Raw genomic sequence first — 23,688 nt, 5'->3', positions numbered from 1 at the left:
GGGGCGACAGCGTTTCCCTTACGACGCCCTAAAACGTCTTCGGCGCTCCGCGCGGCTCACGAAAGGAGCCGGGAGACGGCGTGCCTCAGGGTCCGTGCCGATGTTTGGCCAGGACGGCCATCCGATCGGCGTCCAGGTGGCTATGCGCCGGCTCGGCCGGGCAAACTCAAGCGGGAGGGGGATCCCCGCGCCCGGGGGGCGGCGCGGGATCAGCGCGAGGCGGCCATCAGGCGGATCTGGTCCGCGTCGGCCCCGGCCTCCTGCTCCTCCTGAAACGCCTGGTTGACGCGATCGCGAAGCTCTTTGCCCGGCTTGAAGTGAGGGACGTGTTTACCCGCCAAGGCGACCGAGTCACCGGTCTTCGGATTGCGTCCGATGCGGGGCGGGCGATAGTGCAACGAGAAGCTTCCGAAGCCCCGGATCTCAATCCGCTCGCCGGACGCAAGGGCACCGCTCATGCGATCGAGGATCTTGCGAACCGCCTCTTCGACATCTTTGTAGGGGAGATGGTCTTGCGCCGCGGCCAGAACTTCGATCAGCTCGGATTTGGTCATGGTGTCGACTCCCGGGAAAAGGATAGGGGGCCCCGGAATCGGCGGCCCCAACAGACACAGTGCCGGAGGTCAGCCCCCGCGCTGAGCCTCTTCCATCTGCTCTTTGAGGATGTCCCCGAGGGTCGCGGTGCCGCTCGCAGCGTCGCGAGAATAACCCTTGATCGCGGCCTGCTCATCCTCGACGTCTTTCGCCTTCATCGAGAGCGAGAGCGTGCGGTTCTTGCGATCCACACCGAGGAATTTGGCCTCAATCTCCTCGCCGGCCTTCAGCACGGCGCGGGCATCCTCGATGCGGTCACGCGAGATCTCTGAGGCTCGCAGATAACCTTCGACGCCGTCGGCCAAGGCGATGGTCGCCCCTTTCGGATCCACGTCCGTGATGACGCCCGTCACGACACTGCCCTTCTCATGCAGTGCGACGAAGCTCGAGAAGGGATCCTTATCGAGCTGCTTGACACCGAGCGAGATGCGCTCACGCTCCGGATCGACCGACAGCACGACCGTCTCGAGCTCGTCGCCCTTCTTGTAGCGACGCAGGGCCTGCTCGCCGGCCTCGTCCCAGGAGATGTCGGAGAGATGGACCAGGCCGTCGATCCCGCCGTCGAGACCGATGAAGATGCCGAAGTCGGTGATCGACTTGATCTTACCGGAGACATGGTCGCCCTTCTTGTGGGTGGCGGCGAACTCCTCCCAGGGGTTCATCGCGCACTGCTTGATGCCGAGCGAGATCCGACGGCGCTCCTCGTCGATATCCAGCACCATGACCTCGACCTCGTCGCCCAAGGCCACCACCTTGCTCGGGTGGATGTTCTTGTTGGTCCAGTCCATCTCGGAGACATGGACCAGCCCTTCGACACCCTCCTCGATCTCGACGAAGCAGCCATAGTCGGCGATGTTCGTCACCTTGCCGAAGACGCGGGTGCCTTCCGGGTAGCGGCGCGAGATATTGACCCAAGGGTCCTCGCCCATCTGCTTCAGGCCAAGTGAGACACGTTGACGATCACGATCGAACTTAAGGACCTTGACGGTCACCTCGTCGCCGATCTCCACGACCTCGGAGGGATGCTTGACGCGGCGCCAGGCCATGTCCGTGATGTGGAGCAGACCGTCGATACCGCCGAGGTCCAAAAAGGCACCATAATCGGTCAGGTTCTTGACGACGCCCTTGACCTCCATACCCTCCTCGAGACTCTTCAGGAGCTGGTCACGCTCAGCGCTGTACTCCTCTTCCACCACCGCACGGCGTGAGACGACCACATTGTTGCGCTTGCGGTCGAGCTTGATGACCTTGAACTCCTGCTCCTTGCCTTCGAGGTAGGTGGTGTCGCGCACCGGTCGGACATCGACCAGGGAGCCGGGCAGGAAGGCGCGGACAGTGCCCAGATCGACGGTGAAGCCGCCCTTGACCTTGCCGTTGATCATGCCCCGCACGGTCTCGGCGGCCTCGAATGCCTTTTCGAGGTGATCCCAAGCGGCGAAACGCTTTGCCTTCTCACGCGAGAGACGGGTCACACCAAAGCCGTCTTCGACGGCATCCAAGGCCACCTCGACCTCGTCCCCGATGGCGACCTCGAGCTGGCCATCAGGGCCGACGAATTGGCTTCTTGGGATGACGCCCTCGGACTTGAGACCGGCGTTGATCACGACGTTATCCGATGTGATCTCGATCACGGTTCCGGTGACGATGGTACCCGGCTGAAGCTGGGTGGTATTCAGACTCTGTTCAAACAGTTCGGCAAAGCTTTCGGTCATGAGATCAAATTATCCTGAGACAGGCGCGCGAGCCCGCCCCATCCGGGGCGAGGGGTATGAATGAATCGAAAAGGCCGGCGCATTCGGCACCGACCCGGCCGGATCGACAGCGGCCGCGAACGGCGACCTGCCGACATCTCATGGGACCAGCTCCGGAAAGACGCGCCTCACCTCTTTCAGGACCCGATCGAGCACTTCATCAACGGACAAGGTGGTGGAATCGAGGACCACAGCATCCCCCGCCGCACGCAGTGGCGCGACTTGGCGGCTGCGGTCCCGTGTATCCCGTTCACGTATATCCACGATAAGGTTGGGCAGGTTAGCATCCAATCCCTTTTCTTTCAACTGTTTATACCGGCGCTTTGCGCGCTCCTCCGGACTGGCGTCGAGGAAGACCTTCAGCGGGGCGTGCGGGAACACAACCGTGCCCATATCCCGCCCGTCGGCGACCAGCCCGGGCGGACATGCCCTGGCACGCTGCCACGCCAACAAGGCCGCCCGAGCCGACGGGTGCGCCGCGACACGCGACGCGGCCATACCGGCCTGCTCGGTGCGAATCGCATCGGTCACATCCTCGCCATCGAGCAGCACCCGATCCGCCGCGAAGGTCACCTTCAACCGGACCGCAAGGGCCGCAACCGCGTCCGCATCGTCGAGCTCGACACCAAGGCGCTGTGCGGTAAGACCCAGGACGCGATAGAGCGCGCCGCTGTCCAGACAGTGCCAGCCGAGCCGGTTTGACAGCAGATGCGCGATCGTCCCCTTGCCGGTGCCGGACGGGCCATCGATGGTGATGACCGGGATCATCGACGCATCTCGCGGATACCCAGTCCGACGCCGGCCGCCAGCTCAGCAAACCCGGGGAAGGAAGTCTCGACATTGGCGCAGTCGCGGATCTCGATCGGCCCCTTCGCACGCAAGCCCGCAATCGCGAAGGCCATGGCGATGCGATGATCACCGTGCGCATCGATCGCCCCGCCGCCGGCGCCCTCAACACTCCCCTCGCCCGTCGCACCCAGCTCGCCCCCGGTGATCCGTATCCCGTCGGGACGGGTCTCGGTCCGGACACCGAGATGCGCCAGTCCGTCGGCCATGACCTGGATTCGGTCGCTCTCCTTCACGCGCAGCTCTTCGGCACCGGTGAGGGTGGTCTCACCTTCGGCACAGGCCGCCGCGACGAAGAGAACGGGTAGCTCGTCGATTGCGAGCGGCACCTGATCGACCGGGATGCGAATCCCGTGCAGGCGCGCATGGCGCACCCGGATATCGGCGATCGGCTCACCCCCGGCCGTGCGCCGATCGATCAGCTCGATATCGCCGCCCATGCCGCGCAGAAGATTGATTACCCCGACCCGCGTCGGATTGACCCCGACGCCCTCCAGTAAAAGATCGGAGCCGGGGGCAATGCTGGCACCCACCAGGAAGAAAGCCGCCGAAGAGATATCGGCGGGAATCTGCAGCCGACACCCCGTCAGCCGCCCACCGCCGGTCAGACACACCCGCGATGCTTGGCGGCGCACCGAGTAGCCGAATGCGGTCAGCATGCGCTCGGTATGGTCACGGGTCGGTGCCGGCTCGGTCACACAGGTCTCGCCTTCGGCGTACAGACCGGCAAGCAGGAGACTTGACTTCACCTGGGCGCTCGCCACCGGCATCCTGTAGTCGATCCCTGACAAGCGCGCCACCGGCTCGAGCTCGAGCGGCGCCGTCCCGCCCGCGGTGGTTCCGATGCGCGCGCCCATGCTCCCTAAGGGATCCGTAACGCGCCGCATGGGTCGCCTGGACAAGGAGCGATCCCCGACCAGGGTCACCGGGAAGGGCTGCCCGGCCAAGAGTCCGGCAAGCAGTCGCATCGAGGTGCCCGAGTTACCCATGTCGAGCGGCCCGTCCGGTGCCCGCAGCCCCCGCATCCCGACACCCTGCACCCGCACCTGCCCACGGTCGGGCCCCTCGATGGGCACGCCGAGACGCCGGAAAGCGGCCAGGGTCGCCAACGCATCCGCGCCTTCCAGAAACCCGGCGATGCGGGTCTCGCCTTCAGCGATCGCAGCCAACATGATCGAGCGATGCGAGATCGACTTGTCCCCGGGCACCCGCACGCGCCCGCGCAACGTCCCGCCCGGTGCGATAAGGTAACGGGTATCCTGAGGCTGTCCCAAGTGCTCTCCTGCGCCCCCGCGCCCGGACGTTGCGAAAAGGCAGGTATGTTAGTCCGGCGCAGTGAGGCGGTAAACTGGGAATGCGCGCCGTGCGGACCTCCGCCCCAGGCGCACGTGACCGGCTCGCCGCCCCGCGGTGCCCAACGGGCCTCTCGGTGCTTCGACGAAGGGGTTGCCTCACAATCCCGAAGATCGGCGATCCAACCTTCCCGCGGCGGGCATCCGACTGATGGGATTGCGCAATCACTTCACCATGTCAGCAGGATCATCATGTCGATCACCGACAAGCAGAAACGCTGGCTGAGGCAGCAATCACACCATCTGAAACCGATCGTGACGGTTGGTCAGCACGGCATCACCGAGGCCCTGCTGGCCGAGCTCGACCAGGCCCTGAGTCATCATGAGCTGATGAAGGTCAAGATCACCGGAGGTGATCGGGATCAACGCGACGCTGCGATCGAACGGATCACACAATGCACTGGCGCCGATCTGATCGGTCGGATCGGGCATGTCGCTTCCTTCTACCGCGCCAATCCCGATAAGCCCAATCCGATCCTGCTCCAGGACGGCCGGCCTGCATAGCGGGGCGCGCATGCACTGCGCGAGCCTTGCCCCGCACGCGCACCTTGAATGCTTCAAGCTGTCCTTAGTCCGTCTGCGGACCATAGCGATCGAACGCGAAGACCACGAAAAACCCGACCAGGCAGGTGAGGGCCACCCCGAGGATCAAGGGATCCCCCTCGTAGCCAGAGGGGAGGACATTGACCTCCGCCAGGACCTTCTTGGCGGTGACCCCGTCGTCGGCCATCACGATCTGACCCGCACCATCCCTGAGCCAATCCCGGGCATTCCGCCACGGGTAGACCTTGTTCAGCGAGCCGACCAGGAAGCCGGTCAGGGTGGCGAGCGTCTGGCTCCTGAAACGCCTGAAGGTCCATGAGAGCAGGCGGGACATGCTCATGAGTCCCACCAGGCATCCCAACCCGAAGACCGCCAAGGTGAAGAATCTCTCCAGGGAGAAGCTCACGAGCAGCCCCTTGAGGGTATCCTGGACGATATACTGATACATGCCGAGCAGCAGGAGCATGAAGCTGCCTGAGATTCCAGGGAGCATCAGGGCGGAGATGGCGATGGCGCCGCAAACAAAGACGAACCAGAGCGCCTCGCTCCCGCTCGCGGGCGTGAGGACCGTGATCGAGTAGGCCAGGACCGCCCCGAGGGCGAAAAGCGACATCTCGCCGGCCCGCCAACGTCCGATCCGACGACCCATGTAGAGGATCGAGGCCAGGATCAAGCCAAAGAAGAAGCCCCAAATCAGCGGCGGGTAGCGCTCGAGTACCCAGGAGATAACGAACACGCCGAAGACGATCCCGACCGCCATCCCGGCCAGCACGAGCGACAGAAAGACCCCGTCGAGCGCCCTCCACACGCCGCGAAGCCCATCGCGTCGGTGGACCCCGATCAATCCCGGCCCGATTGCCTTAACTGCGTTGATTAGCCGCTCATAGATTCCGGTGATTAACGCGATCGTCCCACCCGAGACGCCGGGGATGACTTCCGCGACCCCCATGGCGCCGCCCTTCAGAACCAAGCTCAACCGCGACATTGTTCGTTCTCTCCATCGGACCGGATCAGGCTGGATCGGTCGGCATTCCCCGTGCAAGCACGTTATCTTGGCATCCGCGACCGCAATCGGAAAGGGATCGGCTCCGCCCAAGCCGTTTCGCTGGCCTCCTGGGCTATCTTGCCTGACCCGCTCGGGCTAGGATGAGCGACGTCCTGGGGTGTCAGGCTGACCTGACCGAGGAGACCGGCCCCGGGTGAGACTCCGTTCCTCCATGTCCCAGCACACGCTCGCATTCATCGCCATCGGCTCGAACATCACCCCTTTCGAGCAGATCCCGCAGGCGCTGGACTGGCTTCGGCATCTGCCCGAGTCCAGCCTGTTCGTGGAATCCTCCTGGTATCGCACGCTCCCGTGGGGCATGGTTGAGCAGCCCGATTTCGTCAATTTGGTCGTGGGGCTGAAAACCTGTCTGTCGCCGCACAGCCTGCTCGGGGAGACGCGGATGATCGAGTCGCGGCTGCAGCGCGTGCGACGCGAAAAGAACGGTCCGCGGACGATCGATCTCGATATCCTGCTCTTCGGTGACCGCGTCCTCGCCGAACCGGATCTCCATATTCCGCATCCGGGGCTGCTGGTCCGTGACTTCATGCTGATCCCATTGATCGAGGTTGCACCCGACGCGGTTCACCCCGTGCGGGGCCGTCCGGTGAGGACGCTGACGGGGCAGATACGCCATCGCCAGATCCTCGAAAGACTGCCGGGGAGGGGCGAGTCCGCGCCATTCGGCTCGAACCCTTGAATCCGGTCTGAGTCGGCCGTTCCGCTCATTCCTGCCGCGCCGTGCCCGGGGAAACCGCCCACGGCACTGGATTCCGGGATCGCTGACGGAGGACGGCGGATGACGTCCCGGGCCGGCAAGTCCAAAGAGCCCCTATGGAGGGGCAACAGCGATGCGCAGCCGACGCGGAAGGTCCAGGCTGATGACAGCCAGGATGGCCAATCATCACTTCGCTAGACGCGCTGCGGATACAACTCAGGCAAGACAGGCGCCCCGGTCTCTCCGGCCCGGGCGTCAGCGGCGGACAGCCGCGGCTCGAGCCGCTGCCAGGCCCGAGTACCGTCCCATGCCTCGCCGCTGCCGGCGTAGATCGCCTGATCGATGCCGGCCAGCGCCTCCCCCGCCGAGGCATCGCCGAGACGCCCGGCCAGATCCCGCAGCCCGAAGGGCGTCTGCCCGGGCCAGCGCGCCCGTCCCCATGCAAGCAGCGCCGCCCGCGCATCGCGTGCATCACCTGCCCGGCAGGCCTGCTCGACGCGCCGGAGCAACTGCCGCGTTGACGTGGAGTCGGCCGTATCCGGGGGCGCACCCGCCGGCGCCATGGAGCCGCGGCGCCGTGTCCCCCACTTGACCCAGATGAGCGTTGCCAGCCAGCCGACCCCGAGCAACCCGGCCAACCCCGGCCAGAAGGCGCGCCCCATCCCGTATGTCGGCATCGTCGGCGCGGCCCCCGGCTGGACCTCGTCGATCGACGAAACCCCGCCATGGGTCGCCGGGGACTCCCGACCAGCCTGAGGGGGCGCATCAGGGCCCCGAGTCGCATCCCCAGGCGCCGGCGCTACGTCAACGATGCGTGCGGGAACGACGGCGACGCGCTCCTCGTCCGCGATCGTATCCCACCAGGGAATACGCACCTCGGGGAGGTTGAGACGGCCGGTGCGTGTCGGGACCAGGGCCACCTTGAGGCTCTTGATCGCGGCTGGGCCCGCAGCGCCCGGAAGATCTTCCGCATGCGGCTGGTCAGGGTAGATCTGGAGGCCGTCTGGGGCGCCGGGGTCGAGGGGCGGCAATTGGGCCGCAGTGACCCCTCGAGCCGTGATGGTCAGGGTTCGGGTGACCACCTCTCCGACCTGGAACAGGGGCGGCGATGGCGTCCACTCATCCGTGAGCTGCAGCGACTCGGCCGGCAACCAGGGCAGGGCGGAGCCGGCAGGCTGAGGCCGAACCTGGACCTCCAGGTCAGACCCGCGCTCCACGATGCGCCGCCCGCCCCCGCCCATGCCCAGCAGCCCGCCAAACAGACCTCCGTCAAAGGGCGCATCCGGATCGGTGGGGGCGCCCCGGGCGGGCGACCGCACGTCGTGGAGAAACGCCTCCAGCCGTGGACCCTGAATGGTCAGCGACCCGCTCTGTTGCGGGACGACAAGAAAGGACCGTTCCACCACTTGGTAGCGTTGGCCATCGACGAGCTCGGTGTAAGCTCGATCGTCGCCGAAGCGCTCGATCGTCGCACCATCAGCCTGCGGCTCGGAGAGCAGGGCACGTTGCGGCGGCTGGCGATAGAGGACCTTGACCCGGTACTGAAACGCCTGCTGGACATAGGGCGTCGCCCGATCGGCTTCGGACTCGACGAACACTGCCTTCGAGGCCGCATCGGCGCCACCACGACCCGCGTCATCGGTCACCTCGAGCGCGAGAGGCGCGCTGCTGACATCGCCCCAGACCAGCCCCGGGATCTCCAATTTCCCGGACCGCTTCGGTGCGAGCTCGAGTGTCCACTCCTGGGTGTGCGACGTCACCCCGTTGACGATGCTCATCCGCGTGCTTTGACCGCGGCTCACGATCTCGAAGTTCGCCTCGAGGGGCTGGAGGTCCGGCTCGCCCGTCACCCGACCGGCGGCGATCAGACGCAGGGTCAGGGTCTCGTCGCCGGCAATCCGGTCGCGATCGAGCTCGGCGCGAAGCCCGTCGGCAACCACCGGGGCCGCGAGGAGGATCAGCAGCATCACCACAAGCAGGCGGCAGGACGCGATCGCGCATCGACCGGTTTGGCGAAACCTAGGAGCCCGTTTCACCTTATTGAGACCGGTAGGAGGCAGAATCATCATCTTCAGGGTAAACGCCCCTCGCGCCGCAGGTGCTGCAAGAGGAAACGCTGACGCAGCAGACCAGCGGGGTCGTCCGGAACACGTCGCAGCTGCGCCTCCATCGCCTGCTCACGCTCCAACTGCTCGGGACTCGGGGCACCGGCTGTTGCCAAGTGCCCCGATCTTCCGCGCTCGCCAGCCGCGTCCGACGCAGGCCCAGCGGGCAACGTCGATTCGCCGATCGGGCCCTCGGGGAGGGAAACGTCCTGCTCACCGGCGACGTCTCCCCTGTCGAGCCCGCCCGAATCAGCCAGAGGCCCGACCCCGTCGGCACCGCCAGGCTGCCCCGCGGATGGCGATGACGTCGATTCGTCTTCGGTCGCCCGCTCGCCGTTCGCGGCGCCTCCAGACGGGTCTGATTGCTCCGCGTCGGGTCCGGGAGATCCGGATGGGCCGTTCGCCGCCGCGGGGGGCTCGCCATCCGAGGACCGGTCAGGATCGCTCGGGCCAGACTGCGTGTCGTCCGCATCGCGCCGGTCCTGGCCGTCGCCAGTGCCCTCCGTCCCGGCCTCACCCTCCGGCTGCGACGTCGATGCTTGATCCCGAAGGGCCTTCACCAGCTCGAGATTATGGCGCGCGTCCTGGTGCGCAGCATCTTGGCTCAACGCACGCTCATACGCGGCGATCGCCTCGTCGAGCTGTCCGAGACGCGCCAGGGCATTGCCTCGGTTGTAGTCGATCTCGGGGCCCCGCAGATCCGACAAGGCCGACAAGGCACGCTCGAGGTCTCCCGCCCGATAGCTGGCGGCGGCCCGCCAGGCCGGGTCCACGAAGCGATCGGCGGCCTCCGCGCTGGCGCCCGCATCCAGCCGTCTCGCCGCTTGTTGGTCGGCCCGCAACCAGAGATCCGTCCAACCGAAGGCCCAGCCCTGGGACGGTGGCAAGATGATGACACAGGCCAACACCGGCACCAGCCAACCGCGCCGGAACGCAAGCATCGCCAGCGGTAACAGGACGAGCAGCAACCAAGGCCCCTCCTCACGCCACTGGTCCGGCACCCCCGATGGATCCGCGATCCTGTCAGACGACAGAGTCCCGCGGCTCAAGATCGCCCGGGTATCCGCGTCGCCCGCCTGCGCCTCCACATAGCGCCCGCTCCCGGCCGCTGCCAAGGCCTGCAGGTCTGCCTTGCCCAAGCGCGCGACGCGGATCCCGCCGTCGCTCTCGAGGGCGAATCCGCCCGCGGTCGCGGGTACCGGCGCGCCGTCGAGCGTGCCGACGGCGAGCACGGAGATCCGGTGCCCCGCATCGTGCAGCGCCCGAGCCACGCTGAGAGCCTCGGGCATACCGCCCACCGCATCGGAGACCAGGATAATGTCGCCGCGCCTTGCCCTGCCCCGTTCCAGCAGCTCTCCCGCCGCCTCGAGTGCCCGGGCGGTCTCACGTGATCCCGGGACCGGGATCAGATCGCTCGTCAATTGGGGCACCTGGACCGCGATGGTCCGCGCATCGCGGGTCAGCGGCGACACGACGAACGCCTCGGGGCCGAAGGCCAACAGGGCCGTCTGTTCGTCCTCCGCGCCCTTCAGGAGGTCGAGAATCTCGAACCGGGCGCGGGCCAGGCGGGATGGCCGCAGGTCGGCTGCATTCATGCTCGGCGAGAGGTCGAGTAGCAGGACCCGGGACGGACTGGTGCCGAATTCAGGCAGCGCGACACGCTCCCAGGTCGGCCCGGCCAAGGCCAAGGCGGCCAAGAGCCAGCCCACGCCGAGCAGCCCCAGCGGCCAACGCCGGGGTGACCGGTCATCGGCGACCAAGAGGTGGGGCAGCAGATGTGCGTCCACGAGGCGGCGCCACACGAGGCAACCGGCCAGCCGCCGCCACAGAAGCAGCAGCAGGATGGCCCCGGGGACCAGCGCCAAGAGCCAGAGCGGCCGCAACAGGTGAAGCTCAGCCGGCCACACGGCGACGCGACCCTCTGTCTTCCGGCAGCACGGCGTGTGCCGCCAGCAACAGGCTCAGGAGCAGGGCTCCGCCTGCCGGCCATGCGTAGAGCGAGCGCCGGGGACGGAAGGGGCGCTCGTCACGCGCGCTCGGCTCGAGGCGATCGAGCTCCGCGTAGATCTCCTCCAACTCCTCGCGGGCATGGGCCGAGAAGAAACGTCCGCCGGTGACCTCGGCGATGCCGCGCAGCGTCTGCGGATCGAAGTCGCTGCTTCGGCGCATCACCCGGGCACCGAAAGGGGTCTGCACCGAGACCGCCCCGCCACCGATGCCGATGGTGTAGACACGCACGCCCGCCTGGGCAGCAAGCTCGGCGGCCGCCAGCGGCGCGATGCCGCCCGCATTGCTCGCGCCGTCCGTCAGCAGCACCAGGACGCGATTGTCCTCCGGCTGCTCGCGCAGCCGCTTGACCGCCAGGCCGATCGCATCGCCAATCGCCGTCTCGCGTCCCGCCAAGCCGACAACCGCCTCGCTCAGCATTGTCGCGACACTGGCGCGGTCGAAGGTGAGCGGGGTGAGGAGGTAGGCCTGCGAACCGAACAGGATGAGCCCGACGCGATCCTGCTCGCGGCGCGCGATGAAACGAGCCGCAACCGCCTTGACGAGCGCGATCCGGGAGACCATCCGACCGTCCAGCTCGTAGTCCGCCTGCTCCATGCTTCCGGAGACGTCGAGCGCGAGCATCAGGTCCCGACCCGACACGGGCACGCGGACCGGCTCGCCGGCCCACTCCGGACGCGCCGCCGCGATCACCAGAAGGGTCCAGGCGAGGATCCCGATCGCCAGCCTGGGTCCGATGATCGAGCTCGCGGCGCCGCTGCGCCGCCCTTCGACCGCCGGCTCCGCCTCCCCCTGGTCCAATGGAAACCGCAAGGCGGCGCCCGGCTCAGCGGCCGCCCGCGGGAGCCTCAGGGCCAGGAGCGGCAGCGGCAGGGCCAGCAGGATCCAGGGCCAAGCAAAGGTGATCATGCGCGCGCCGACCCCGCCGCGAAGCGGTCCCGGGAGTGCGCGCGCGGGCTACGGCCACCACCTTGCTCACCGACTGCCGGTGCCGAGCCGCCGCGTATCACAGACCCTCCCGACCATCCGAACGGCTTCGACCTGTGTGTCCGCATCCAAGTTGAGGCGAGATCGGCCAGGGCCTCCCTGTCCAGCCATTGGCAACCATCGGGAGCAGCCCGATAGCCGGCCTCGACGAGCGCCCGCCCTGGTCCGTGCCGAAAACCGCCCCCGCCGCCGGTCGCATCCAGGAAGTCGAGCCAGGCGGAGCCGGTGAGTCCGGCAACCTGATCACGCGGAAAGTCCGCGAGGGCGAGACGTCGAAGCAGCCCAGAGATGGCGGCGACAAAGGCGCGCAGGTCGCTGTCCGGTTGAGCCGATGACCTCAGCGCGGCCAGCTCGCGCAGCGCCGCGCGTGCCGGAGCACCCGCCGTGTGACGCCGCCACCAGAGCCGCACCAGCCAGACGCCGCCCAACAGGATCAGCCCTGCCAGGACCCACCAACCCGGCGCCGGCGGCCACCAGTGGACTGGAGGCGGAGGATGCCAGTCGCGCAGCTGCCCCAACGGATCCATGCTCACAGGAACCTCGCCTCGCCGATCAGCCGCCCCCGCCCGCCGAGGCCGAGCGCCAGTGTGGGCCCAACGGGGACATCGGCCGACAGGCGCAGCACATGGGCACGGTGGCGGCGCGCCAGCGACTCCAGGGTCTCAAAGCGGGTCCGGAATCGCTCCTCATAGGCCTCACGACTGCGCGCGCTCCGCAGGTCGAGCAGGCTTCGCCGGAGACCGTTCGTGACCGGATAGCACCCTGGAGGCGGGGCCTGAATCTCGATGGGGTCATGCACCGGTAGAAGGACGACCTCGGCACAGGTCGCGAGCGCGGCCAGCCAACCGGCGTTCGCGCGCCTCAGTCCGGCAAAATCGCTGAGCACGACCATCAGGCTGCCCGGGCGCACCAGTCGAATCAGATGCTCGGCGGCCTCGACCAAGGATCCGTAGCCCCCGCCTTCGCACCCGCCGGAGGATTCCGGAAGCGGGCTGGCCAGCCGATCGAGAAGCGGTAGCAGACCGGCCGCGCGCGCGGCCGGGCGACGCTCGAGATGGCGTGCTTCGTCGAACACCAGACCGCCGACACGGTCGCCACGGTCGATCGCAGCCCAGCCGACCAGCGCCGCCGCACGCGCGGCGACGACGGATTTGAAGGCGATCCGGGTCCCGAAGCGCATTGAGGGTCCCTGGTCGACCAGCAGCCAGACCGGGCGCTCGCGCTCCTCCCTGAACGTCTTCACATGCGGCCGGCCTGCCCGAGCGGTCACCCGCCAATCCATGTTGCGTGGGTCATCACCGGGCTGATAGACCCGCGATTCGTCGAACTCCATCCCACGTCCGCGGAACCGGGAGAGGTGGCCGCCGGTGCGTGTCGCCAGCACCCGGCCGCGCGGGGCAAGGTCGAGCCGCCGAGCCTGCTCGCGCAGTCCGATCAGCTCGCTCAGATCAGCAACAATCCCCTCGGTGGCCATGGACCGACCCCTTCTCGATTCAGGGTGCCGGCACCCGCGCAAGGAGTGCGGCGATGAAGTCGTCGGACCGGCGCCCCTCCGCCTCCTTCTCGTAGGACAGCAGCACGCGATGACGCAGGACGTCGGGGGCGAGGGACTGTACGTCCTCGGGGGAGACGTAGTCGCGTCCGTTCAACCAGGCCAGCGCCCGGGAGCAACGATCCAAGGCGATGGTCGCGCGCGGGCTCGCGCCGAATCTCAGCCATCCCCCGAGATCCGCGGAATAGGCCTCCGACCGGCGGGTCGCCATGACCAGATGGACCAGATACGCCTCGACCTCCGGCGCCATGAAGAGATCGAGGATCGCGCGCCGCGCGGCGAAGACGCTGGTCTGGCTGACAACGACGTCGGCCGGGGCCGCCGACTCCCGCCGCGCCTCGTCGCGATTGAGCCGCAGGATCGCGCGCTCGGTCTCCAGGTCAGGATAGCCGACCCGCACGTGCATCAGGAAGCGATCAAGCTGGGCCTCGGGAAGTGGGTAGGTCCCCTCTTGCTCGATCGGGTTCTGGGTGGCCATGACGAGGAAGAGACGCGGCAACGGATAGGTCTCGCGGCCCACGGTCACCTGCCGCTCGCCCATCGCTTCGAGCAACGCCGACTGCACCTTGGCCGGCGCCCGGTTGACCTCATCGGCCAGGATCAGGTTGTGAAAAACCGGGCCGCGGTCGAATCGAAAGCTGCCGTCATGGGGACGATAGACCTCGGTCCCCGTCAGGTCTGCAGGCAAGAGATCCGGGGTAAATTGGATCCGATGAAAATCGCCCTCCAAGCCCGCAGCCAGGTCTTTGATCGCAGTGGTCTTGGCCAGACCCGGCGCACCTTCCACCAACAGATGTCCGTCGGCGAGCAAGGCGATCAACAGGCGGTCGATCAGACCCCGCTGCCCCAGGATGGTCTTGCCGACGCGCTCGCGCAGCGCAGCGAATTCTGCCATGAGCGATTGGGCCGCGGCCGTGGGGTCGAGGTTTGAGCTCTGGATCGATACCAAGGGCGCGGATTCCTTCGTGTCGTCGTCGGCGGGCGACCAGCAACGGCGCGATCGCCTGGAGTACCGTCTCATGCGTTTGTATGCGATCGGCCGCTGCAGTTCCCCTGCTGTCCCGCCCTGCTCCTGCGCGCACCTAGGCGTTCCGCGGCGCGGCCCAGGGCGCTCGGCGATTGAGCTTAAGGGCGCGCGGCGCAGACGTCGCGCGCAGAAGGGGATCGGCTGGCGACGAAAAGCAGGTCCTGAGGGCGCTCGCATCGGAAATCAGGCGCCGCGGCCGCGAGGTGCTCCATCGGCGTATAGCCCCAGGCGACGGCGGCGAAGCGCGCGCGGGCAGCGCGGGCCGCCTCGAGGTCGCGCAGCTCGTCGCCGACATAGACGAGGTCTCGGGACTCCAATCCAAGCCGACGGACCTGCCTGCGCAAGGCCGCCGCTTTGCCGAAAACCCCCGTTTCGCCCACGATGTCGGCGAGGCCGGGTAGGCGGTGGCGCCGGACATAGGCTGTGACGCTCTCACGCGCATTCGAAGACAGGATGCCGAGTGCGAGTCCGCGCCGTTGCAAGACATCCAGGACCTCCGCGATCCCCTCGACCGGGGGGGTCTCCATCAATTCCCCACGCATGGTACGGCGCATCCGCGCGGCCAGTTGGGGCAGACGGTGGAGCGGGACTCCCAGGGCGCGCACGACCTCGCGGGCGTGCAGCCCCCGTAGGCGCTCCAGCTGATCGCGACTGAGCGGGGCACATCCGAAGGTCGGACCTACGCGTTGAAAGGCGTTGAAGGCCGCCTCGAGGCTGTTGACGAGCGTGCCGTCGAAATCAAAGTAGAGATGCGTGGGCATTGACGCAAGGAGGGTGCTGCCGGGCCCGATGTGCTGACTCAATCGCTCTTGAAACCGATCTCCTTATGGGTTCCGTCGCAGAACGGTTTGTTCTTGGAGGCACCGCAACGGCACAGGAAGGCCCGATCGCCTTCCCAGGCAAGACGCCCGCTGCCGGCCCGGATGCTCACATTCCCGGTGAGCACCAGAGGGCCGTCGGGACGCATCTCCACGGTCAGCCTACCGCCTGTCGCCGCGGCGCCCGGGCCCTTTTGCCCCACAGCGCCGCAATCCTCAAACCTGGCATCGATATGGCTGTTGTCACAGAAGGGCCTGTTCTTGGAGGCGCCACAGCGGCAAAGCGCAGCGCGATACCGCACACCCGGCATGTCCTGCGCAGCGCCTTCGATGGCGAGGTCGCCGGTGAGGTACAAGGGGCCGTTATACGCGACCGTGACATGATTCTCCGGCGACGGGGATTCAGGCGCACCGGCCTTGTCCGTGTAGGTCAAGGCACCGCTCGGACAGCGTTCGACGATCTCTCGCACCTCCGCCTTGGGGACCAGATCCGGCATACACCAGGGCTTCCGGTCTGCCATGAAGAGATCGCCTTCGGCATGGCCACACTCACCGGCATGGATACAGAGGCGTCCGTCGAAGTGGACGTCGATGCCCTCTCCGGTGAAGTCCAGTCTTCGTATCTTGCTCATTCGTGCCTCAATCGTTTCGGCGCCGCACGCCAGCCATTGCGTTCAAGCTTGGTCAGGTCAGGATCGCGGTCGGTCCTCGGAGGAGCTGATTCGCCGATCTCCCGAAACTCCGATGCCGAGGCATCGCGACCTCTTTCCGCAGGTATAGTGTGGGGGCCGGATGCGCCCAGGCAATCGCGGCGCGGCCCCGGGCGCATTCCGCCTGCGGTCCGAGGGGCGGCACCAGGGTGCGGCCGATTCCCGCGGGCTGACCCTGCAATCTTGCCTGCCCCCGACGGTTCGAGGTCCGCTTTCGGGTTATCATTCGAAGGCTGACCTCGAGGGGGCCTCGGATCGTTCAAGGTGTCCTTAAGTCTCCGGTCGGCAACGCATTGCCAGGCTCCTAGGGTCGCGGTCCGGCTGCGCCATCCGCCCAATCAAACACCTGTCGCACGGATCATCCAACTCGATGCCGCATCTCAATATGAAGCACCTGCGCTATTTTTGGGCCGTTGCGACTCACGGATCCATTGCCCGCGCGTCCGAGGTGCTTCATCTCACACCTCAGACCATCAGTGGCCAGCTGCGCGAGCTCGAAGATCAGATCGGGACCAGGCTGTTCGGGAAGTCTGGACGCAACCTCACGCTGACCGACAGCGGACAACAGGTGTTGTCCTACGCCGATGAGATCTTCAGACTGGCCGATGAGCTGCAGACTGTCATCGCGGGCCGGCCGCCCGCCTCCGGCGTCATCCTGAAGGTCGGTATCGCGATGGTGGTGCCTAAGCTGGTCGCCTATCGCGTACTGGCACCGGTCCTGGACCTGCCAGAGCCGGTGCGCCTGATCTGTCACGAGGCACCCCTCACCGATCTGCTCGCCGATCTCTCGGTCCACAAGCTCGATCTGGTCCTGGCCGACAGCCCGGTCAATCCGGCGCTCAACATTCGAGCATACAACCACATCCTGGGCGAGTCCGGGATCAGCTTCTTCGCGACCCCGGGGCTCGCGGCAAGGCTCAGTCACGCGTTTCCGCAATCGCTGAACGACGCACCCCTGTTGATGCCGACAGGGTCGAGCGCCCTCTACCGCGCGCTCGATCTTTGGCTCAGCCGTCAAGGGGTCAAACCCCGGGTGATCGCCGAGTTCGAGGACCGGGCGCTGATGAAGGCCTTCGGAGAGGCCGGGGCCGGGATCTTCACGGCACCGACCGCCGTCGAGCAGGACGTGCGCGAGAAATACGGAGTGGAGGTATTGGCTCGGGTCGACGACGTGAAGGAACGCTACTACGCCATCTCCGCCGAGCGCCACATCAAGCACCCTGCGGTCTCGACGATCACGGAGACCGCACGCCATGACCTGTTCGGAGTCAAGGAATGAGCGGCTTGGCCCTGGCCCCGCCATCGGCTCTTGGTCCCATCCGGCACACCCGCAGCATGACCACCGGCATCATCGGAGCGGACCGAGGCAGCGACCACTGCCTTGATGGCTGGTAGCGAAGGACGGATGGCGGATCCCCGGAGCTCCGCCCCGCGCCCGTCACTCGGCCCCCCACTGCTGCGTGGCGATGCCCTCTCCGAGGTCGGCATCGATCAACAGACGCCGGACCTCGAGCAGTCGCTCAATGAGCGCCTGTTCCCGGGCCTCGTAAGCAGCTCGATCCGGGACGCGCTTGACGACGACGCCCAGAAGCTCGGTGATGGCATTGCCGATTGAGTTCTGACTGATGGTGAGCATCAGCCTGCCGGAGTCATGACGATAGATGAGCTGCTTGAAGGCCGGCTCCCAGCGGATCGAGCTCGCATAGGCGGCATCCGTCAGGCACCGGTCGCGGACGCGCTTCGCCGTGCGAAGAAACGCATTGTCGAACAACAACACGCCCTCGACCTGGCTCGGGAAATACACGTCCGCCAGGATCTCGGCATTGCGACTCGAAACCTGCGAGAAAAAGGTGCGATAGAAATCGATAAAACCTTTGAGAATCTCGTCGTACTCTCGCCAAAACTCGATGTTGCCCAGCGCCGAAACGCCGCCCTTGATCTCCCAGCAGGGCAATCCCTCCGGATACCCGGTCAGTGAAAGCCTGGACTCGCTGGTATGCACCGTCTGGAGGATGCGAAGCTCCAGCGCCTCGTCGAAGAACCTGCGATAGACGTCGCGCATGTGCGCCTGGAAGAGGCTGTGCTGCCCACCGTCGGTCAGGTTGGGGTTGCTCGGATCGGCCATCGGGGCCGCCCGAAGAGGCTCCATGGGGAAGACGATGAAATGGTTGTGCAGCATCCGGATGCTCGGCACACCAGGTGAGGTCAAGGGCCAGGTCGCATCGAGACTGGCCTCACCCGCCATGACGAGGGCCTCGTCCGGATCGGGGTAGCGCCTGAGCATCTCCTCGATGATGATCTGGTTCATCCGGTTCCAGACCCGTCTCACCGGCAGCGGCACCTGCGGCCGCCGAACCGGCCTGCCAAGAGGGTTGAGGATCCGCTTGGAGGTATCGTAGATGATCGAGCAGTCGAATTCGGTCGAGTGCCCCAACGCCTTGCGATACAGCACCAGCTCCTCGCGGTTTCTGAGCAGGCCATTGTTCTGCACCAGGTCCCTGAGATTCTCGGGGCTGTTGAAGAACTCGTTCGGCGCCAGACCCGCCGGGACATCCAGAGGGATCGGCCGAAACGGCGTGACGATCTCGCGCGGACCCCTTGACATGCTCAGCACTGCTCCCGAGATCGCTCTGCCTCGAGGTCGTGGAGCACCTCCAGCCGCGCTGGGCAGCGCTCCCATTCGGCGACGCTGCAACGCGTCCGACGGCAGTCGAACTCGCAGCAAGACAGATCGTCTGGGACGCGGGCGACCCAGAACTTGGTCAGTGCGGTCCACAGACGCCGCGTCAGGCCGGAATCACTTGTCAAGGTCTGCTTCATCTTCAGGCCCTCGGTAGGAGCGATCTCATGCCGCCGGCAGTCGCGCGAACGGCTCTCAATACGCCTCCGTTCAGGGTCGGTCCCTTGTCAGGCTCACCTCTGCAGGCTAAAGGCGGCCATGTTCTGCCGGGTGCAGCACACCGAGACATGCCAGAACGCTTGACCCGGCTCGCCTGGACAGGCCCGAAGGATGCGGCCCGTCCGAGCATGAGAACGGATACGCGAATCGATGAGGCCTGGAGCAGGTCGTCAGGTTAACCGGCGCGCCGCGGCCGCCGCGTTGCGCTGAGTCGACCGAAACGAATAATCCCAGAGTAAAACGCTCAAGTCCAGCGGCCGCCCGGCGGCGGCTTCGGCTTCAACTGGCGGAGCGCGGGTCGCGGCGGTGCCGCTGACGAGTCTGTCTTAGCCGCATCAGGGTCCATACTGGCCCGGAGACGGCATAGCTCATCGCCAACAGGAACAACATCAGGGGGGGGTAGACAAAGATCACGCCAAAACCGAGCATCACACCCACGGCGAGCAGAAAGGGAACCCGACCATGGACATTCAGCTGCTTGAAGCTCAGGTATCGGAAGTTGCTCACCATCAGCAGTCCGGCACCAGCGGTCAGCAGCGCCGCCAGCCAGGCCCAGTCCGCACCCGGTACGTCCAGGTCCGTGGCAATCCAGACGCCGCTGGCAATGATGGCTGCGGCGGCCGGACTCGAGAGACCCTGGAAATACCGCTTGTCGGCGATCCGCACCTGGGTGTTGAAGCGGGCGAGGCGCAAGGCTGCGGCGGCCGTGTAGACGAATGCAGCCAGCCAACCCACCTTGCCGATCCCGCCCAAGGCCCAGTGATAGGCAACCAGGGCAGGGGCGACGCCAAAGGCCACCATGTCGGAGAGGCTGTCGTACTCGGCGCCAAAATCGCTTTGCGTGTGGGTGATCCGCGCGACTCGCCCATCGATCCCGTCGAGGACCATGGCGGCAAAGATGGCCAGGGCACCCGCCTCGAAGCGTCCCTGCGTCGCCGCGAGAACCGCGTAGAATCCCGCAAACAGGGCGGCGGTGGTGAAGAGGTTCGGCAGCAGATAGACGCCGCGCGGTCGCTTACGGGTGGCTGGCATATCGTCCATTGGCTCGGGCTCGGTGGAGACGGTCTGGCCGAGCCGAGAGTATAGCCGGGAGCCCATCGGCACCGAAAGGAAGCGACTGGGCATCGGCTGCACCGAAAGTGCACGCGAAGAGACCGCAACCTCGCCTTCAATCTGTCATACACTTGTGCCATTGTTCACCCCGACCTCGACGCAAGAGGTCGGTCGCCCGGCAGTCGTGACCCAATGAACCGGAGGGGAGATGAGCCTGCAGCAAGCCAAGCCGCCGCTGCCCAGTAACGACAAGCGATGGAAGCTCGTCAATGCGACCATGCGCCGCAACGGCTATGCCGGTCACGCCTTGATCGAGACGCTGCACAGCGTGCAGGATGCCTTCGGCTTCCTCGACGAGGGCTCGCTGCGCTTCGTCGCCACGTCGCTCGACCTGCCACTGAGCAAGGTGTTCGGCGTCGCAACCTTCTATCACCTCTTCATGCTCAAGCCGCGCGGACGCCATGCCTGCGTCGTGTGCACTGGCACCGCGTGCTACATCAAAGGGGCCGGTGCGCTCGTGGAACGCCTGCAGGAGCGCTATGACATCGATCCCGGCGACACCACCGAGGACGATCGCCTGTCGCTCCTGACGGCGCGCTGCGTCGGCGCCTGCGGTCTGGCTCCGGCGGTCGTAGTCGACGGCGACGTGCTTGGCAAGCTCGACAGCGAGACACTCATCGCCGAACTCGAGGAGCTGGCCTGAATGAACCTCGACGATCTGGCCGAGCTGGCCGAACAGTTCCGTGCCGCCGATCCCGTCGTAGAGCGCGAGGTGCGCGTTTGTGTCGCGGCCAGCTGTCAGTCTTCGGGCGCCTCGCCCGTCTTCGACGCGCTGGTCGCGAGCCTCGGGGACGGTAAACCCGCGTGCAAGGTCAAAGGGGTTGGATGCATGGGTCTCTGCTCGGCCGGCCCGCTGGTCTCCGTGGCCGACAAGGACGGCGACCTGGAGGGATCGGTGCTCTATCGCGACGTTGCCCCGGAAGACGCCGAGGACATCGTCGCGAGCCTGGACGGTCCCCCGCTCGAGCGGCTGCGCTGTGCGACGGATCATCCGTTCTTCGCGCGCCAGCAGAAGATCGTCCTGGAGCATGCCGGGATCATCGACCCCAACAGCTTCAAGGGCTACGTCGCCGTCGGCGGCTATGCGGCCTTGATTCAGGCATTGAGCGAGATGACCCCGACCGACGTGCTTCGCGAGGTGACCGCCAGCGGCCTGCGCGGACGCGGCGGCGGCGGGTATCCGACGGGTCTCAAATGGTCGACCGTGGCCAAGATGCCCGGCGCTCAGAAATACGTTATCTGCAACGCCGACGAGGGCGATCCCGGGGCATTCATGGACCGCGCGATCCTGGAGTCAGACCCCCATCGCGTCCTCGAGGGCATGGCCATCGCCGCCTATGCGATCGGCGCCAGCAAGGCCTATGTCTACATCCGCGCCGAGTACCCCCTCGCCGTCGAGCGGCTCCAGACCGCGATCCGCAAGGCCAAGCGGGCCGGCTTTCTGGGAAACAAGATCGGCGACACCCAGTTCAGCCTGGAGGTGGAGATTCGACTTGGTGCCGGGGCCTTCGTCTGTGGCGAGGAGACCGCCCTGATGGCGTCGATCGAGGGTCTGCGCGGCCAACCGCGCCCTCGCCCCCCCTACCCCGCGGAGTCCGGACTCTGGGGCCATCCCACGCTGATCAACAACGTCGAGACCTTCGCCAACATCGCCCCGATCATCCGTGAGGGGGGCGAGTGGTTCGCCTCGATCGGGACAGAGAATTCAAAGGGAACCAAGGTCTTCGCGCTGGCAGGGACGATCGCCAACACCGGGCTGATCGAGGTGCCCATGGGGACGTCTCTACGCGACATCATCGAGAGCATCGGCGGCGGGATCCCAGGAGGCAAGTCCTTCAAGGCAGTTCAGACCGGCGGCCCTTCCGGCGGTTGTATCCCGGAGCAGCATCTCGACATCGCCGTGGACTATGACAGCCTGAAAACCTTGGGAACCATGATGGGTTCGGGCGGCATGATCGTGATGGACGAGTCCTCCTGCATGGTCGACGTGGCGCGCTACTTCATGGAGTTCTGCATGACCGAGTCGTGCGGCAAGTGCATCCCCTGCCGCACCGGCACCCAGCAGATGCATGCCATCCTGGACAAGCTCGCGAAGGCGCAGGCGACCTCCGCGGACCTGGCTCTGCTGGAGGAGCTCTGCGAGGTCGTGCAATCCACCAGCCTGTGCGGACTCGGGCAGACCGCGCCGAACCCGGTCCTGAGCACCCTGCGCTACTTCCGCGACGAATACGAGATGAAGCTGGGCGGCGGCTAGTAGCCGGCTGCTCCGCCTCACCGCATCGACCAACGCGTCCGAGCCGACGACCGCCCCGGAGCCGCCATGCCGCCACCCGCCAATCAACCGAATATCCGCGTCGTTACCCTCAATATCGACGGTCAGGACCTGTCCGCTCGGGAGGACGAGACGATCATCGAGGTCTGTCGAGAGAATCAGATCCCGATCCCGAGTCTCTGCTATCTCGAGGGACTGTCCGTGTGGGGCGCCTGTCGGCTCTGTCTCGTCGAGCTGGCGGGACAGAATCGACTGCTCGCGGCCTGCTCGACCCGAGTCGCCGAGGGCATGCGGATCCAAACCAACACCGAGAGGCTGCAACGCTACCGTCGCACCATCGTCGAGCTCCTCTTCGCCGAGCGCAACCATGTCTGCTCGGTCTGCGTCTCCAACGGACACTGCGAGCTGCAGTGGCTCGCCCAGAGGTGCGGCGTGGATCATGTGCGCGTCCCATACCGGCAGGCCAGCTACCAGGTCGACAGCTCCCACGAGATGTTCAGGCTGGACCATGACAGGTGCGTCCTCTGCACCCGCTGCGTGCGGGTCTGCGACGAGATCGAGGGCGCCCACACCTGGGACGTGATGGGACGCGGGAGCGATTGCCGCGTCATCACCGACATGGCGCAGCCCTGGGGCGACAGCGAGACCTGCACGAGCTGCGGCAAATGCGTGCAGGTGTGTCCCACCGGCGCACTGGTCAAACAGGGCACTTCGGTCGGGGAGATGGTCAAAGATCAACATTTCCTCCCGATCCTTGCGCGCCGGAGGCATACCATATGAGTGCATCGCCCAAGATCAGGGTCGCCACCACCTGGCTGGACGGTTGCTCCGGGTGTCACATGTCGTTCCTGGACATGGACGAACGTCTGATCGAGCTGATTCAGCAGGTCGATATCGTGTACAGCCCCTTGGTGGACGCCAAGACCCTTCCGGATCATCTCGATGTCGGGATACTGGAGGGCTCGATCAGCTCGGAAGAGGATCTGGAGAAGGCCCTCGAATTCCGCAGGCACTGCAGGATCCTCGTCAGTCTCGGCGACTGCGCGGTCAACGGAAACGTCCCCGCCATGCGGAACCATTTCAAGCTCGCAGACGTCATCAACCGCGCGTATCGAGACAACGTCACGCTTCAGCCGCAGATCCCGAGCCGCGGGGTTCCGGCCCTGCTGTCCGTCGTGAAACCCGTCCATGGCGTCGTCGGGGTCGACGTCTTCGTGCCGGGATGTCCGCCAAGCGCCGATGCCATCTGGTATGTCTTGAGTGAGCTGATTGCGGGCCGCCGGCCGGATCCAAGCAGCGTCACGCGATTTGGAGCCTGATAGCGAGCACGCCCTTGGGCCTGCAGTCGA

23 protein-coding genes are annotated in these 23,688 nt (G+C 66.3%); 7 read left to right on the top strand and 16 right to left on the bottom strand.

The window, feature by feature from the left end; genetic code table 11:
* Positions 1-209: 209 nt before the first annotated feature.
* The 4 genes from LJE61_RS02845 to aroA all read right to left on the bottom strand — a co-directional run bounded on the left by LJE61_RS02845 (position 210) and on the right by aroA (position 4,465).
* The gene (locus LJE61_RS02845) at positions 210-554 is read right to left on the bottom strand and encodes an integration host factor subunit beta (RefSeq protein WP_296911400.1); all 345 of its coding nucleotides are present in this window, start codon (positions 552-554) and stop codon (positions 210-212) included.
* 69 nt (positions 555-623) lie between these two features.
* Positions 624-2,306 (bottom strand): 30S ribosomal protein S1, encoded by a 1,683-nt coding sequence (gene rpsA / locus LJE61_RS02840; RefSeq protein WP_296911404.1) that lies wholly within the window; start codon positions 2,304-2,306, stop codon positions 624-626.
* A 138-nt stretch (positions 2,307-2,444) separates the two neighbouring features.
* On the bottom strand, positions 2,445-3,113 hold the full coding sequence (gene cmk / locus LJE61_RS02835; RefSeq protein WP_296911406.1) for a (d)CMP kinase: 669 nt from the start codon (positions 3,111-3,113) through the stop codon (positions 2,445-2,447).
* Complete coding sequence (gene aroA, locus LJE61_RS02830; protein ID WP_296911408.1) at positions 3,110-4,465, bottom strand: 3-phosphoshikimate 1-carboxyvinyltransferase; 1,356 nt, start codon at positions 4,463-4,465, stop codon at positions 3,110-3,112. Before aroA ends, cmk begins: the two co-directional genes overlap by 4 nt.
* 270 nt (positions 4,466-4,735) lie before the next feature.
* Between aroA and yhbY the strand changes: the two genes are divergently transcribed.
* Positions 4,736-5,047: a ribosome assembly RNA-binding protein YhbY gene (yhbY, locus tag LJE61_RS02825; RefSeq protein ID WP_296911410.1), complete on the top strand. Its 312-nt coding sequence runs from the start codon at positions 4,736-4,738 to the stop codon at positions 5,045-5,047.
* A gap of 64 nt (positions 5,048-5,111) precedes the next feature.
* On the opposite strand, the gene LJE61_RS02820 is transcribed toward yhbY, so the two are convergent.
* Positions 5,112-6,071, bottom strand: a complete 960-nt coding sequence (locus LJE61_RS02820; protein WP_296911412.1) for a DUF368 domain-containing protein — start codon at positions 6,069-6,071, stop codon at positions 5,112-5,114.
* A gap of 214 nt (positions 6,072-6,285) precedes the next feature.
* Here LJE61_RS02820 and folK point away from each other — a divergent pair, with 214 nt between their 5' ends.
* Positions 6,286-6,831, top strand: a complete 546-nt coding sequence (folK, locus tag LJE61_RS02815) for a 2-amino-4-hydroxy-6-hydroxymethyldihydropteridine diphosphokinase (protein WP_296917344.1) — start codon at positions 6,286-6,288, stop codon at positions 6,829-6,831.
* A gap of 212 nt (positions 6,832-7,043) precedes the next feature.
* On the opposite strand, the gene LJE61_RS02810 is transcribed toward folK, so the two are convergent.
* The 8 genes from LJE61_RS02810 to LJE61_RS02775 form a co-directional block, all read right to left on the bottom strand.
* Positions 7,044-8,816 carry a BatD family protein gene (locus LJE61_RS02810; RefSeq protein WP_296917333.1) on the bottom strand — a complete coding sequence of 591 codons (1,773 nt, stop codon included), beginning with the start codon at positions 8,814-8,816 and terminating at the stop codon, positions 7,044-7,046.
* A 104-nt stretch (positions 8,817-8,920) separates the two neighbouring features.
* Positions 8,921-10,837, bottom strand: coding sequence for a VWA domain-containing protein (locus LJE61_RS02805; RefSeq protein ID WP_296917331.1), 1,917 nt, complete (start codon positions 10,835-10,837; stop codon positions 8,921-8,923).
* 10 nt (positions 10,838-10,847) lie between these two features.
* Positions 10,848-11,870, bottom strand: coding sequence for a VWA domain-containing protein (locus LJE61_RS02800; protein ID WP_296911385.1), 1,023 nt, complete (start codon positions 11,868-11,870; stop codon positions 10,848-10,850).
* Positions 11,867-12,475 carry a DUF4381 domain-containing protein gene (locus tag LJE61_RS02795; RefSeq protein WP_296911383.1) on the bottom strand — a complete coding sequence of 203 codons (609 nt, stop codon included), beginning with the start codon at positions 12,473-12,475 and terminating at the stop codon, positions 11,867-11,869. The genes LJE61_RS02800 and LJE61_RS02795 overlap by 4 nt, the downstream gene beginning before the upstream one ends.
* 2 nt (positions 12,476-12,477) lie before the next feature.
* Complete coding sequence (locus LJE61_RS02790; protein WP_296911381.1) at positions 12,478-13,422, bottom strand: DUF58 domain-containing protein; 945 nt, start codon at positions 13,420-13,422, stop codon at positions 12,478-12,480.
* Positions 13,423-13,441: 19 nt separating this feature from the next.
* Positions 13,442-14,395 carry an AAA family ATPase gene (locus LJE61_RS02785; RefSeq protein WP_296911379.1) on the bottom strand — a complete coding sequence of 318 codons (954 nt, stop codon included), beginning with the start codon at positions 14,393-14,395 and terminating at the stop codon, positions 13,442-13,444.
* Positions 14,396-14,625: 230 nt separating this feature from the next.
* Positions 14,626-15,330 carry an HAD hydrolase-like protein gene (locus tag LJE61_RS02780; protein WP_296911378.1) on the bottom strand — a complete coding sequence of 235 codons (705 nt, stop codon included), beginning with the start codon at positions 15,328-15,330 and terminating at the stop codon, positions 14,626-14,628.
* The gene (locus LJE61_RS02775; RefSeq protein WP_296911376.1) at positions 15,327-15,977 is read right to left on the bottom strand and encodes a CDGSH iron-sulfur domain-containing protein; all 651 of its coding nucleotides are present in this window, start codon (positions 15,975-15,977) and stop codon (positions 15,327-15,329) included. The genes LJE61_RS02780 and LJE61_RS02775 overlap by 4 nt, the downstream gene beginning before the upstream one ends.
* Positions 15,978-16,425: 448 nt before the next feature.
* On the opposite strand from LJE61_RS02775, the gene nhaR reads away from it, so the two are divergent.
* Positions 16,426-17,334 carry a transcriptional activator NhaR gene (nhaR, locus tag LJE61_RS02770; RefSeq protein WP_296911374.1) on the top strand — a complete coding sequence of 303 codons (909 nt, stop codon included), beginning with the start codon at positions 16,426-16,428 and terminating at the stop codon, positions 17,332-17,334.
* A 159-nt stretch (positions 17,335-17,493) separates the two neighbouring features.
* Here nhaR and LJE61_RS02765 read toward each other — a convergent pair whose 3' ends face one another.
* From LJE61_RS02765 to pssA, 3 genes are all read right to left on the bottom strand, one after another.
* Positions 17,494-18,660: a hypothetical protein gene (locus LJE61_RS02765; RefSeq protein ID WP_296911372.1), complete on the bottom strand. Its 1,167-nt coding sequence runs from the start codon at positions 18,658-18,660 to the stop codon at positions 17,494-17,496.
* A 2-nt stretch (positions 18,661-18,662) separates the two neighbouring features.
* Complete coding sequence (locus tag LJE61_RS02760; RefSeq protein WP_296911370.1) at positions 18,663-18,875, bottom strand: hypothetical protein; 213 nt, start codon at positions 18,873-18,875, stop codon at positions 18,663-18,665.
* Between the two features lie 358 nt (positions 18,876-19,233).
* On the bottom strand, positions 19,234-19,995 hold the full coding sequence (gene pssA, locus LJE61_RS02755) for a CDP-diacylglycerol--serine O-phosphatidyltransferase (RefSeq protein ID WP_296911368.1): 762 nt from the start codon (positions 19,993-19,995) through the stop codon (positions 19,234-19,236).
* Between the two features lie 220 nt (positions 19,996-20,215).
* Here pssA and hoxE point away from each other — a divergent pair, with 220 nt between their 5' ends.
* The 4 genes from hoxE (at position 20,216) to LJE61_RS02735 (ending at position 23,658) form a co-directional block, all read left to right on the top strand.
* Positions 20,216-20,710 (top strand): bidirectional hydrogenase complex protein HoxE, encoded by a 495-nt coding sequence (hoxE, locus tag LJE61_RS02750; protein WP_296911366.1) that lies wholly within the window; start codon positions 20,216-20,218, stop codon positions 20,708-20,710.
* Positions 20,711-22,321 (top strand): NADH-quinone oxidoreductase subunit NuoF, encoded by a 1,611-nt coding sequence (nuoF, locus tag LJE61_RS02745; protein WP_296911364.1) that lies wholly within the window; start codon positions 20,711-20,713, stop codon positions 22,319-22,321.
* Between the two features lie 66 nt (positions 22,322-22,387).
* Entirely contained in the window at positions 22,388-23,119 is a 732-nt protein-coding gene (gene hoxU, locus LJE61_RS02740; RefSeq protein WP_296911361.1) for a bidirectional hydrogenase complex protein HoxU, read from the top strand.
* Positions 23,116-23,658, top strand: coding sequence for an NADH-quinone oxidoreductase subunit B family protein (locus tag LJE61_RS02735; protein WP_296911359.1), 543 nt, complete (start codon positions 23,116-23,118; stop codon positions 23,656-23,658). Before hoxU ends, LJE61_RS02735 begins: the two co-directional genes overlap by 4 nt.
* Positions 23,659-23,688: the final 30 nt, after the last annotated feature.

This window comes from Thiocapsa sp., assembly GCF_022340925.1.
Classification (GTDB): Bacteria; Pseudomonadota; Gammaproteobacteria; order Chromatiales; family Chromatiaceae; genus Thiocapsa.
The sequence above is the reverse complement of the archived record's forward strand: the minus strand, read 5'-3'. Positions and strand labels throughout refer to the sequence as shown.

Coding starts and splice junctions, on each gene's coding strand:
- LJE61_RS02845 (WP_296911400.1), bottom strand. CDS start 554: ATGACCAAATCCGAGCTGATCGAAGTTCTGGCCGCGGCGCAAGACCAT.
- rpsA (WP_296911404.1), bottom strand. CDS start 2,306: ATGACCGAAAGCTTTGCCGAACTGTTTGAACAGAGTCTGAATACCACC.
- cmk (WP_296911406.1), bottom strand. CDS start 3,113: ATGATCCCGGTCATCACCATCGATGGCCCGTCCGGCACCGGCAAGGGG.
- yhbY (WP_296911410.1), top strand. CDS start 4,736: ATGTCGATCACCGACAAGCAGAAACGCTGGCTGAGGCAGCAATCACAC.
- LJE61_RS02820 (WP_296911412.1), bottom strand. CDS start 6,071: ATGTCGCGGTTGAGCTTGGTTCTGAAGGGCGGCGCCATGGGGGTCGCG.
- LJE61_RS02810 (WP_296917333.1), bottom strand. CDS start 8,816: ATGCTGCTGATCCTCCTCGCGGCCCCGGTGGTTGCCGACGGGCTTCGC.
- LJE61_RS02800 (WP_296911385.1), bottom strand. CDS start 11,870: ATGATCACCTTTGCTTGGCCCTGGATCCTGCTGGCCCTGCCGCTGCCG.
- LJE61_RS02795 (WP_296911383.1), bottom strand. CDS start 12,475: ATGGATCCGTTGGGGCAGCTGCGCGACTGGCATCCTCCGCCTCCAGTC.
- LJE61_RS02790 (WP_296911381.1), bottom strand. CDS start 13,422: ATGGCCACCGAGGGGATTGTTGCTGATCTGAGCGAGCTGATCGGACTG.
- LJE61_RS02785 (WP_296911379.1), bottom strand. CDS start 14,395: ATGGCAGAATTCGCTGCGCTGCGCGAGCGCGTCGGCAAGACCATCCTG.
- LJE61_RS02775 (WP_296911376.1), bottom strand. CDS start 15,977: ATGAGCAAGATACGAAGACTGGACTTCACCGGAGAGGGCATCGACGTC.
- nhaR (WP_296911374.1), top strand. CDS start 16,426: ATGCCGCATCTCAATATGAAGCACCTGCGCTATTTTTGGGCCGTTGCG.
- LJE61_RS02765 (WP_296911372.1), bottom strand. CDS start 18,660: ATGTCAAGGGGTCCGCGCGAGATCGTCACGCCGTTTCGGCCGATCCCT.
- LJE61_RS02760 (WP_296911370.1), bottom strand. CDS start 18,875: ATGAAGCAGACCTTGACAAGTGATTCCGGCCTGACGCGGCGTCTGTGG.
- pssA (WP_296911368.1), bottom strand. CDS start 19,995: ATGGACGATATGCCAGCCACCCGTAAGCGACCGCGCGGCGTCTATCTG.
- hoxE (WP_296911366.1), top strand. CDS start 20,216: ATGAGCCTGCAGCAAGCCAAGCCGCCGCTGCCCAGTAACGACAAGCGA.
- nuoF (WP_296911364.1), top strand. CDS start 20,711: ATGAACCTCGACGATCTGGCCGAGCTGGCCGAACAGTTCCGTGCCGCC.
- hoxU (WP_296911361.1), top strand. CDS start 22,388: ATGCCGCCACCCGCCAATCAACCGAATATCCGCGTCGTTACCCTCAAT.
- LJE61_RS02735 (WP_296911359.1), top strand. CDS start 23,116: ATGAGTGCATCGCCCAAGATCAGGGTCGCCACCACCTGGCTGGACGGT.